Annotated in this window: 6 protein-coding genes; 5 read left to right on the plus strand and 1 reads right to left on the minus strand. The window is 59.3% G+C overall.

Annotated elements, in window-relative coordinates; all coding sequences use genetic code 11:
* The coding region (locus ACQY6C_RS12120) for a LacI family DNA-binding transcriptional regulator (protein WP_427969080.1) at positions 1 to 701 on the minus strand (701 nt) is incomplete at its 3' end.
* 275 nt (positions 702 to 976) lie between these two features.
* On the opposite strand from ACQY6C_RS12120, the gene ACQY6C_RS12125 reads away from it, so the two are divergent.
* From ACQY6C_RS12125 to ACQY6C_RS12145, 5 genes are all read left to right on the plus strand, one after another.
* On the plus strand, positions 977 to 4042 hold the full coding sequence (locus ACQY6C_RS12125) for a TonB-dependent receptor domain-containing protein (RefSeq protein ID WP_427969081.1): 3066 nt from the start codon (positions 977 to 979) through the stop codon (positions 4040 to 4042).
* Between the two features lie 29 nt (positions 4043 to 4071).
* The gene (locus ACQY6C_RS12130; protein ID WP_427969083.1) at positions 4072 to 5577 is read left to right on the plus strand and encodes a carboxylesterase/lipase family protein; all 1506 of its coding nucleotides are present in this window, start codon (positions 4072 to 4074) and stop codon (positions 5575 to 5577) included.
* A gap of 159 nt (positions 5578 to 5736) precedes the next feature.
* Positions 5737 to 7938, plus strand: coding sequence for a beta-glucosidase family protein (locus ACQY6C_RS12135; protein WP_427969085.1), 2202 nt, complete (start codon positions 5737 to 5739; stop codon positions 7936 to 7938).
* 216 nt (positions 7939 to 8154) lie between these two features.
* Positions 8155 to 10809, plus strand: coding sequence for a DEAD/DEAH box helicase family protein (locus ACQY6C_RS12140; RefSeq protein WP_427969087.1), 2655 nt, complete (start codon positions 8155 to 8157; stop codon positions 10807 to 10809).
* Positions 10810 to 10923: 114 nt separating this feature from the next.
* Positions 10924 to 12504 carry a pentapeptide repeat-containing protein gene (locus ACQY6C_RS12145; protein WP_427969089.1) on the plus strand — a complete coding sequence of 527 codons (1581 nt, stop codon included), beginning with the start codon at positions 10924 to 10926 and terminating at the stop codon, positions 12502 to 12504.
* Positions 12505 to 12579 lie beyond the last annotated feature (75 nt).

Genomic DNA, 12579 nt, shown 5'->3' on the forward strand with positions numbered 1-12579 from the left:
GCGAAGGTGAAGCTGCCGATTTCCGTCAGTTCTTCTGTTTCCTGACTAGCGCTCATCGCGTCGTGAAAAGCGACATAGCGCCGCTTTGCCGCGAGGTGATCGGGATGGCCGTGAATGAAACCGATTCTCCGGTGGCCGAGCGACAGAAGGTATTCGGTCATCGCGAACGCACCGCCATATTCGTCGACCATCACGGCTGATGTGCGATCGATTTCCAGCCCGGGTGAAACGCGGACATAAGGCAGGGCGTTCTGTTCAAGCGCTTCCATGACGGTGGCGCTATCCGCGAGCGGGGGCGCAAGGATTATGCCATCGACATGGAGCTGCTGCGCACTCAGCTGCATCGCGAGCGACGACGAAGTTTCATCGACGATCTCGATGTGAAATCGATATCCGCGCTGCTGGCAGGCGACGAGGGCACGCGCCTGAAAGTCCATGACGAAAGGCGGGAGGTACCAGCCTTCCGAACTGGCGTATTCCATGGTTTCCTTCCCAATCACCATGGCGATCGCGTGATGGCGCGTACTCGCCAGCGATCGCGCCGCCAGGTTGGGCCGGTAGTTGAGCTCCGCCGACGCCTTCAGCACGCGGTCCCGTAGTTCGCTACCAACACTGGAATTGCCGTTGAGCACGCGGGAAACCGTCTTGAACGAGACGCCCGCTACCCTTGCAATATCCATGATCGTCGGCCGCTTTTCCATTGGCCCCTCCTAAGGCACCGAGCATCGATTCGCTTGTCTTAGCGCCGCAATCGGCACCGTCCATATGGGCAAGGTGCCGACCTACTCCCTACCGATTCGAGACAGCGCTGTCCAAAAGTTCTAGACAGCGCTGTCTCGAATCGGTAGGGGCCTCCGGCAAGACTGCAAGGAGTAGTGGGAGCTGGGCCGTCCATCCGATGGCTGCCTGCTGAAGTCCTGCAGTCTCAAACCAATGAAAAAGACTGCCCAAACAGGCAGGAACCGGGGAGGGAAAAGTGAAGATATCGGGAACTGGCTGGCGTGCCAGCGTTGCAACCATGGCCCTTGGGCTGTCGCTTGCACAGACAAACCAAGTCAAGGCTCAGGACGCAAAGGGTGAGGAAGCCGAGACCGAAAGTATCGCACCGGAGGCGGAGGAGGAATACAGCACGATCGTCGTTACCGGCTCCAACATCTCCGGTGTGAAACAAGTTGGCAGCGAAACCGTCGTGCTCGACCGCGAACAGGTGCTGGCGACGGGCAAGTCGACGGTAGCCGAAGTTTTGCGCACCCTGCCGCAAGTGCAGAACGCCTCCGCCAACTCCTTCACCTCCACTGTGTCTGGGGGCAATTCGCAGGGCGGTTCCAATGTAACGCGAGGCAACTCAGTCAATTTGCGTGGCGTAGGTCAAGGCGCGACATTGACGCTGGTCAACGGGCACAGGATCACCCCGACCGGCACGGCGACAGCGTTCAGCGAGGCAAACCAGGTCCCGATCGCCGCAATCGAGCGGATCGAAGTGATCGCGGACAGCGCTTCGGCGATTTACGGCTCAGACGCGATTGCGGGGGTAATCAACTACGTTTTGCGAAAGGATTTCGAAGGGATCGAGCTGGGCGGGAGCTATACCTTTGGTGACTATGGCAACGATGAATGGACGCTGAGCGGTGTCGTCGGCACACATTGGAGCACGAGTTTCGGCGACGGCAACATCATCGCCACATTTGAATATCTGCGCCGCGAGCCATATCTGCGCGGGCGCAACCAACGCCTGCGTGCCGACCAGCGGCCTTTCCGCGGCAATGACGACCGGGTGAACGGCAATGTCGCCACTGCAGGCCTCGCCGGCAATATCTACATTCCCACTGCGGACGGCCTCACCAATCCCAATTTCCCGCAGGGCGGCGCCAACACCTACTATGTCCTGCCGGACAACCCGACGGGCAATATCCTGACGATCGATGACCTGCAGGAGGTACAGCTAAGCGGTTGCATGGGTGCGGCAACGCCGAGCTGCGCCTCTTATCCGAGCCTTGTCGATCGCTCGGACTTCGAGGACTTTCAGGGCTCGCTGCGCCGGAAGCAGGCAACGATCCTCTTCCACCAGGATATCGGCGAGATAGAATTCTATGACGAGTTCTTCTGGACACGGTCAGAGCAGTTCACCCGCACTTTTGCGAGCGGCAACCAGGCGACCAATCCGACGGTGCAGGTGCAGCCCGGCAGCCCCTATTACCTGGATCTGCCAAACGCCACGCGTTCGCCGTTTCCACCCTTCGTCCCGTCCTTTCCGCAGCCGCTCGACGTTCAGTTCAATCTGCTCGCGCGGATGCCTGACGGGGCGCCGCGTTTCGGCAATCAAAATCCTGATGAAAGCTTTAACAACACTTTCGGGGCGCGGGCCCCGGTTTTCGCCAACTGGCGGGCGGAAGCCTATTACACCTTCGGCAAGAACAAGACTTGCGGCGTTTGCTATCTCGGCAATTACATAACGCTTGAGAGGACGAACCTTGCGGGCATATCCGCAGCAAGCGCATTGCAGCAGCTGATTGATCTGCCAGTCGACGATCCGCTGCATCTGAACCCGTTCTCGACTGCGCCGTTCACCGAGGAACAGCTCGACTACATTCTCGGCACCAATTCGCAATATGCGCAGAACTGGAGCCACGATTTCGTCGCCAAGCTCGATGGCAAGCTGTTCGAATTGCCGGCCGGCGATGTGCGTGCGGCCTTCGGCGGCGAATATTATTACGGTATCCAAAAGCTGCAAAATGCGGCGAACCGGCCGCCCGATCCGGGTCCGGTCACGACACCTGATGCCAATGCGCGCACCACGCGTGAGCAATATGCGGCTTTCGGAGAGGTCTATCTCCCGCTCGTCAGCCAAGACATGAACGTACCGCTGGTGCAGGAACTGACTCTCAGCGCCGCGCTGCGCTACGACCACTATTCCGATTTTGGTTCGACCACGAACCAGAAGATCAGCGCCACCTGGGATGTGACAGAGGATTTCTCGCTACGCGGATCATGGGGCACGTCGTTCCGCGCGCCGGGGCTGCCCGAACTCAATGCAGGAGTTTTCTCCGTCGGACTCGGTTCGAACATCATGCCGGGGCCCGGTATCACTGGATTCTCCACGCAGCCGAACGGCAGCATGAACGTGCTCTTTATCTTCGGCAACAATCCAAACCTCAAGCCGGAGGAAGGAACGAACTGGCAAATCGGCGGCAACTTCACGCCGAGTTCCGTGCCCGGATTGCGTCTGTCGGCGACCTATTACAACCTGCATTACAAGAACAAGCTGGGCACCGCGGGCGTACCGGCACCGATCTTCGCGCCCGGTCCTTTCGCCAGCCCCGAATTGCTCGCTCAATACAGCGCCTATGTCATCCCGGTGAACAACACGCCTGACGGCATGGGGGGATGCATGGTCGATCCTGCCATCGAGGAATTCACCGGTTTCCTCTACGGCGCCAACCTTGGCGCCAATCCGCGAGACTTCTGCAACCTAAATGCTGTGGTCGACGGGCGTACGATCAGCGCGGCGAACACGTTCCAGGACGGCATCGACGCCTCGATCAACTATTATACGGACACCAGCATCGGCACCCTTTCCTTCAATGTCAGTGTCAACAAGATCCTGACCAATGAAGAGCGAACCGTCGAAAACGCACCGATGATCTCGGCGCTGGACACGATCGGCGATCCGATCAGCTGGCGTGGACGGGGCAGCGTGTCGTTCCAGAACGGACCGTTCTCGGCAACCTTGTTCGGAAATTATATCGGTTCCTATCTGAACGACCAGCCGATCACCTTGCGGGAAACAGGCGAACAACTGCCGCAAGCCAGAGTGCCGAGCTGGACCACCTTCGACCTGAACCTGTCCTACACGCTGCCGCGCGGAACTGAGCGCTGGAGCTTCTCCGATGGAATCCGGTTCAGCGTAACTGTGAGCAACCTCTTCGACAACGATCCGCCGATCGTGCTGTCGACGCTGACCGGCGGCTCATCGTCGATCGACCTCATTGCCCATAATGCGTTCGGCCGTTCAGTGCAGGTCTCGCTGACCAAGTCGTTCTGATGTCGTCCGCTACCAAACGGAGCAATTTCATGAAGATCAATCACCTGATTCTGTTGGCGAGCCTGTCCGCTCTGACGATTCCAGTCACGGTTTCTGCCCATTCCTCGACACAGGCCCCGGCCCAATTCCCGGCCCAATCCCCGGCCCAATCCCCGGCAGGGTCCGCTGATGGGGCTACGCCTGATATTTCGACTGAGACCGGCCGCGTCGTTGGCACCGTGAAGGGCGGTGTTGAGAGCTGGAAGGGGATCCCATTCGCGGCTCCGCCAGTGGGCGATTTGCGCTGGCGCGCGCCGCAGCCCGCAGCCAAGTGGTCCGGCATAAAGCAGGCGGACGAGTACGGACATGATTGCATGCAGGTACCGTTCCCCAGCGATGCGGCACCACTCGGCACCCCGCCGGCGGAGGACTGTCTCTATCTCAACATCTGGAGGCCGGAAGGCAACGCGAAAGACCTGCCGGTGCTGTTCTGGATCTACGGCGGCGGCTTCGTGAACGGCGGTGCATCGCCGCCAACCTATTCCGGGGCCAACCTGGCGAGACAGGGCATTATATTCGTCAGCGCCAATTACCGCGTCGGGCGCTTCGGCACCTTCGCGCACCCGCAGCTAACCGCGGAGAATGCCGATGATGGGCTGCTTGGCAACTATGGCTATATGGACCAGCTAGCCGCGCTCCAATGGGTGAAGCGTAACATCGCGGCATTCGGCGGCGATCCCTCGAACGTGACCATCATCGGCGAATCCGCGGGCGGCATGTCGGTCCATGCGCTGGTGACCTCGCCACTCGCAAAGGGGCTGTTCAACAAGGGCGTCGTGATGTCAGGCGGCGATGGAGGTGCGATGGGTGGCAATAATCTCGCCGCAGTCGAACAGATCGGCATTGATTTCGCCGAATCCAAGGGCATCGAGTCGGAGGATCCCGACGCGCTGGCCAAGCTGCGCTCACTCTCCGCCGAGGAAGTGACCGACGGGCTCAACTTGATGGCGATGTTCAATCCCGGCGGGCCGCGCACCTTCGCCAGCCCCTTTGTGGACGGCAAGCTAGCCGTGGATGCGCGCACCGCCTATGCTTCTGGCGCTTTCGCGCAGGTTCCCATGATGATCGGCGCGACCGGCGCGGACATGGGAGGGAAAACCGGCTTCATGGTCGCCGGCGCCCGTAACACCGCCGCGACTATCGCCGACCAGGGTGTTCCCGTCTACGAATATCGATTCTCCTATGTCGCGGAGTCGGTCGGGCAGCCGGGCGCGCAGCATGCCACGGACATTCCATTCTTCTTCGACACGACCGCCATCAAATATGGCGAGGACACTACGGCCCGGGACGTGGCCATGGGCAAGACAATCAGCGCCTATCTGGTCAATTTCGTGAAGGACGGCGATCCAAATGGCGAAGGATTGCCCCTTTGGCCTCGATACGATCGGGATAGCGACGTTATCATGGACTTCTCCGAAGAGGGTGAGGCCGTAGCGCAAGAAGACCCCTGGGGCCCTGAAATCGATGCAGCGGCATCCGGATCCGGCATCCAATAGCGCGCGACTGGCGATGCATTTGAGAGGAACTGGCGTTGCGGCGCCTGGCTCCAAATGGGCGTGACGATCAAGAAAACTGGAGGTGCGGGGCCGATTGCGCAGTCCCCCTTCCTTCATTTCGGCCAGGCCGCCAACCTGGACCTGACAGGAGTCCTGAATATGAAAGTTCGAACCTCGATTGCAGTTTCGTTTGTGATTGCAGCGGCCATACCGTTTGCGGCAGCGGTCGCAAGGGAGCCATCCGCAGATCAACGCGCCGATGCGACAGTCGCGGAGATGACTCCAGCCGAAAAGACGATCCTGACGCATGGGATCATGCCTCTGCCGATCGGGGAAAATCCGCCACCTGTCCCGGAAGATGCGATTCCTGGCGCGGGCTATGTTCACGGTATTCCGCGCCTTGGCGTCCCCGCGCTGAAAGAAACCGACGCCAGCCTTGGTGTCTCCTACGTCTCCGGCGCTCGCGGAGACTATGCCACGGCATTGCCATCGGGCCTTGCCATGGCCTCTACCTGGAACCCTGAACTCCTGCGCGAAGGCGGGGCTGCTATCGGGCAGGAAGCCCGCGCCAAGGGCTTTAACGTCATGCTGGCAGGCGGCGTCAATTTGATGCGTGATCCGCGCAACGGGCGAACCTTCGAATATCTCTCGGAAGATCCACTCCTGTCCGGTGTCCTCGTCGGTCACGCGATCGACGGCATCCAGTCCAACCACATCATTTCAACGATCAAGCATCTGGCGCTCAATGGCCAGGAAACCGGCCGCAAGTTCGTCGACGTCCAGATCTCAGATGCCAACGCTCGCGAGAGTGACCTGCTCGCGTTCCAGATCGGCATCGAGATAGGCAATCCTGGCAGTGTGATGTGCGCCTACAATCGCGTGCTTGGCCATCAGGCCTGCTCTAGCGATTACCTGTTCAACCAGGTGCTGAAGCGCGATTGGGGCTACAAGGGCTTCGTCATGTCCGACTGGGGCGCGGTTCCCGGTCTCGAGGCTGCGCTGAACGGTCTCGACCAGCAATCGGGGGCACAGCTCGACCCCGACGTCTTCTTCGATGCAGACACGCTGGGTGCAGCGGCAGCGAGTGATCCGCGCTATGCCGCTCGGCTCGACGACATGAACAAGCGCATCCTGTGGGCGATCTACGACAACCAGGTCGACAAATATCCGGTCAGGCCTGGCGGCGAGATCAACTTCGACGCCCATGCCGACATAGCCGAAGAGGTGGCCAAGCAGGGAATTGTGCTGCTCCGCAACCGTAACGGCGCCCTGCCGTTGGCCAAGGAAGCCAGGTCGATCCTAGTGGTCGGTGGATATGCCGATACGGGCGTACTGTCCGGTGCCGGTTCCAGCCAGGTCCATCCCAGGGGCGGACCGGCTGCAAACATCACGCTTGGTGGCGAAGGACCGTTCGCAGCCTTCATCTCGGAGCAATATCACCGCTCGTCGCCGCTTAAGGCGATCGCCGCGATGGCTCCGGAGGCCAACGTCAAGTTTCGCAACGGCTTCTATACATCGGAGGCAGTCGAGCAGGCCAGGAAAGCCGACGTCGTGATCGTATTCGCGACCAAATGGGCGTCGGAGGGGTTCGATCAGCCCGATCTGACGCTTCCGCGCGGGCAGGATGCGTTGATTGACGCGGTCGCCAGCGCGAACCCCAATACGATTGTAGTTCTCGAAACTGGCAATCCGATCCTGATGCCCTGGCTCGACAAGACCGCTGCCGTGGTGGAAGCATGGTATCCAGGCATGCGTGGCGGCGAAGCGATCGCGTCAGTGTTGTTCGGCGAGACCAATCCGTCGGGGCGACTGCCAATCACATTCCCCGCTTCCGAGTCTGATTTGCCGCGCCCGAAGGTCGATGGGTTCGATACTCTTGAGGCCAATTTCGGCGGCGACGCACCTAATCCCGATGCCGAGCTCAAGGTCGACTACAATATCGAGGGTTCAGATCTCGGCTATCGCTGGAATGCACGTGAAGGAAAGAAGGCGCTGTTCCCGTTCGGATTCGGCCTTTCCTACACTTCGTTCGCTTCGTCGGATCTTAAGTCCAATGGAAAGACGGCCAGCTTCATTCTGGCCAATAACGGCAACCGCGCCGGTGCCACGGTGGGCCAGGTCTATCTTGTCAGTCGCAATGGCCAGACCCAGCAACGCCTCGTGGGCTTCAAACGAGTGGAGCTTGCGCCCGGAGAGGAGCGCAAGGTTTCGGTGAATATCGACCAGCGCCTGCTGGCCGAATGGAATGGTTCGGGCTGGACAATTCCTGCAGGCATATATGACTTCGCTCTTGGTGAAGACGCGGAAAACCTTGGTCGAACGGTCTCGGTGCGCCTGTCAGAGCACAGCTGGAAGGATTGATAGTGAAAGCAATAACAGTTGCAGCACTCATGGCGCTGACGGGGAACATTTGGATACTCCCTGGCATGTGGTGGGAGCAGACTTGGTAGGTTCCAACGAAAGTCGGCTAATGGGCCGTCAGCGGAATTTCGGCTTTGCAGAAAATGTGAGGAATTGGCGGACATTGGAATAGTCTGACGGTGCTCATGTCGCTACTTCGGCAAAATGCTCAACGACATGAACTTCAAAGGGAACTGGCGCGACTATCAGGCGCGCGTCCTTGAGGAAATGGACGAGCACTTCGACGACGGGAGACTGCACGTCGTTGCGGCCCCTGGCGCTGGAAAGACGGTACTCGGTCTGGAGATTGTGCGCCGTATCGGAAGGCCGGCACTGGTATTCGCCCCGACCATCGCCATTCGCGAACAGTGGGCGCACCGTCTCTGCCCGCTGTTTCTCGACGCGCCACCAGAAGCCGGGACCATCTCTCGCAATCTGGAAGACGTACAAGATCTGACACTGACCACCTATCAGTCGCTCGATAGCCTGCGACGCGGCGAGGAACTCGACGCACTGATCGAGATGCTGAATGGCCTAGGACCACTGACGCTAGTTCTGGACGAAGTCCATCACCTGAGGCGGGAATGGTGGAAATCCCTCAACGAGCTGGCCAACCGTCTCGAGGATGTTCGCTTGGTCGCGCTGACAGCAACGCCGCCCTATGATGCGAGCTTCGCCGAATGGTCTCGCTACGAAAAATTGTGCGGACCGATAGACCTTGAAATCGGCATCCCCGAACTGGTGCGCAATGGAGATCTCTGTCCGCATCAGGATCACCTGATCTTGTCGGAACCGACGGAAGATGCGCTGGCCCTGCTCGATCGAAGGCGTGCGGCCATTGGTCAGTTGCACGGAGAATTGCGCGAGGATGACGGGTTGCTGGACTGGCTGGCTGCGCATCCTTGGCTGACGGATTCCGAAGCGCACGTCGAAGAGATCCTCGAAGCACCTGAGATGTTATCGGCAGCGCTCGTTCTGCTGGCATCAGCCGGACGGGAACTGCCCCGCCCACCGCTCAAGCTGCTTGGCGTGTCGGCGCGCAATGTACCGCAGCCATCGCTGTTCTGGCTCGAACGCTTTCTTGACGGCGTGGTATCGCAACACACGGCCTCGTTTCCGCTTGATCCGGTGCGGCTCAAGACTCTGCGCGACCGGCTGAATCGTCATGGCCTGATCGAAGGCGGTCGCGTTCGGCTGCAGCACACACGCTCAGTCTTCAAACTGATGACCTCCAGCCTAGCAAAGCTGGATTCGATAGTGGACATCGCGAAAGCCGAACAGGAAGCGCTGGACGACGATTTGCGCATGGTCGTGTTGTCCGATCATATTCGCGCTGGTGAGCTACCGAGCCGACCCGATGCGGAGTTCAAGCCTGCCGAGCTCGGTGTGGCGCCGATCTTCGAAAAGCTGAGACGCTCAGGCATCGCCGATGAATATCTCGGCGTTCTGACTGGTAGCCTGGTCATCCTTCCCAAGCGCGTTCTGTCCAAGCTGCCCCACGTTGCCGAGGCACTGCACTTTGATCCTGGCAACTTTCGAGCAAGCGATCTGCCGGGTTGCCTGGACCACGTGCGTATCGAATGCAGGAGCGGTGGCACCGCTGAACTGGTCCGCCTCGTCACGGCCCTGTTCACACGCGGCTACATTCGCATACTCGTGGGCACGCAGTCGCTGCTCGGCGAGGGATGGGATGCGCCAGCGCTCAACAGCCTAGTGCTTGCGAGCAATACGGCGTCCTTCATACTGTCCAACCAGATGCGCGGACGAGCAATCCGGATCGATCCGGCCAGGCCCGGCAAGGTAGCCAATATCTGGCATCTGGCGACAGTCGATCCGGAGGATCGTGAAAGCTGGGATGCGGTTGCCTCGACCTTCAACTGGGGCTTTCTGGGCGAAGGTGGCGCGCCCAGCCTCTCAGACATCGAGGTTGTCGCGCGCCGCTTCAAGGCGTTCGAAGGCATTTCCAATGGAGCGTCCACCCTCATCGAAGACGGTGTTGCCCGCCTGGGCCTCGATCCATCGAAACCGGCGGCATTCGCAAACTCCCAGACATTTGCAATCGCGGCCGACCGACACGCCGTTGCAGAGCGTTGGAAGGTGTCGCTCGGTGAAGGTACCGAGCGGGCGCAAGTGCGCGAAACGGCAGCTCCCCGCTATACGCCCCGTGCTCTGAGCTGGTTCGACACTTTGCAGGCTCTGGGCTGGAGCGCGGCAGGCAGCGGCGCCTTTGCAGCAGCAAACGAGTTGCGCGGATTAGCGTCATACGAAGGAATTGGTGTCATCGCGATGGGGCTTGCCGGAGTAGCCACGCTGGCAAGTCTACCGCGCCTGGCAAAGGCTGGCAGGCTCGTCTGGCGCAATGGTTCTTTGGAGGGTAGTTTGGAATCGGTGACCGGAGTTGTAATGCGCTCGCTGGTCGATGCCGATGTCATCAGCGGGCGTGAATTGGATACCGCTCACGTCGAAATCCGCACAAGTCTGGATGGGCGCAAGGATATCGTTGTGACCGGAGTGAGCCGGGCCGCCGAACGGCAAGTCATGCAGGCCATCGCAGAAATCCTGGGGCCGGTGCAAAACCCGCGCTACCTGCTTGTGCGCAATTCGTGGCTCGGTCTTAAGAGGCGGGTCGATTATCACGCCGTTCCCTCTGCACTGGGAGCTCGCAAAGAAATCGCCGAACGCTTTGCCGAACTTTGGCACGGCAGTGTCGGCTCTTCGAAGCTCGTGTTCACGCGGACTGCGCAAGGCAGACGGACTTTGCTGCGAGCAAGGGCGTCTTCGTTTGCGGCAGGGTTTCAGCGGATCGTGGATCGGCGTTCGGTCTGGCTGTAGTTGGGCGGAGAACGGACAGTCTGTTATTGGGCTGAGGCTTCGAAATCGCTAATTAAGTTCCGGCGAGATAGTGGTCCCTGCGGTTAAGGGAGCGTGTCAGCAATGCGAGGCATCATGAAGTCGCTTTTGGTCATGGGATCAGCGCTATTGGCCATGCCCGCTTGGGCAGGGACGTCATCGTGCCCTGACGGTATCGGGGTTCCACATTCTGCGGTCGAAAGCGTTGACGATCTATTCCGAATACGATCGCAGCATAGTGGGCAGCAAGTCAATTTCGACGGGATCGAATTGGCGAGCGCTGACTTCACGGGACGAAATTTCTCCGACATTTGTTTCAGCAATTCCAAGTTTCCCAAATCGAACTGGTCCGGTGCGACCGGCAACAATCTTCAATTCATCCTCACGGATTTGACTGGTTCGCAGTGGCGGCGTTTCCGTGGTCAAAACCTTCGCTTCAGCGGTGCCAATCTCGAGAATGCAACGCTGGCACATGCGGTCATGACCCGTGTGAGATTTGACCTGACGCGGCTGGAAGGCTTCGACGCTTCCCATGCCGACTTGTCTGGCGGGTCGCTGCGAGGAAATGCGCTCAATTCACTCCGGCGGGCGAAATTCGATTCAGCGAACCTCACTGGTTTCGAGTTTCGGTGTGGGATCGGTCAGGAGGACAATTGCGGACAGTCTAGCGAGGAGGTTTCCCTGGCCGGGGCCAACCTCACGAACGCGGCGATCCTGATGGCCTCCAAGTCCGATTGGGATTTCACCAATGCCCTCATCGACAATACCCGCATGCACTTCTTTCAGCTGGACTGGATAAGAGGTAGCCGGATTGAGGGCGCGGTCATTGTGGAGCCGACAGCCTGGACACCGGCAAGTTACAACTATTCGGAGCTTTTGAAGCCTGTAACCCTGTCGGATGAGGAAATCCGAATTGTCTGGCGCGCGATTGATCGTTTGCATGAACCGGGCTTTGACTGCGAAAAAGCGCAGTCAGCGGCGGAACGCTATATCTGTAGCAAATCACCTTACAGTGAATATGCCCGCTTTGCCGAAGTCGACCGGGAATTGAACCAGGCATATGTTCTCGCATGGCGAAGAGATCGCTCGATCATAAACAGCCAGCGGCTATGGCTGCGGCATCGGGATGAGTGCATGAATCTGGAGGCCAGCGATTTCGGCTCGCCCGGATATCAATGCATGCAGTCCGCCTACCGTGACCGGATCGAGGAACTTTGGCAGATTGCCGGAATGGAGGCGGTGCTGGGTCCTGGCGAGCGACAGTTCTTCGTCGATCAGAACACGGGAGAATTTCTTTGGGAAATTGAGGATCGTTCGTTGCGTGCGAAGCTAGCTCCTCTCGCATTGGGAAACAGCTGGGACCTGATTATCGTCGAGCGCAATCCGCAGAGTCGGCTTATGGCCAATGGTGAATCGGTTGGTTCCAACTATCATCTTGGCAATTTAAGCTCGCCCGAGGGCGGCATGGTTTTCGATGCCAAATCAGGTTTCTATGGTGCCAGCGACCCTTGCCTGCCAGACTATGATGTCTGCCCGATTGTTCGCTTCCGCGGCTACTACCTTGATACCGCTCCTGAGAGCATTCCAAATCGGGATACAGGCGAATATCATTTCAACGACTTCATTTCTTCGGGCGCTCGTGCAGGGTTCGTTCGACTGGTTGCTCTCCCGATTTGAAAAAGCCGACATTGCCCTATGTCAGCAAACGGCCCAATTGCGGACCTTCAGCTCATAGGACGTCACTTGGTCAGC

This window comes from Altererythrobacter sp., from assembly GCF_050299635.1.
Classification (GTDB): domain Bacteria; phylum Pseudomonadota; class Alphaproteobacteria; order Sphingomonadales; family Sphingomonadaceae; genus Erythrobacter.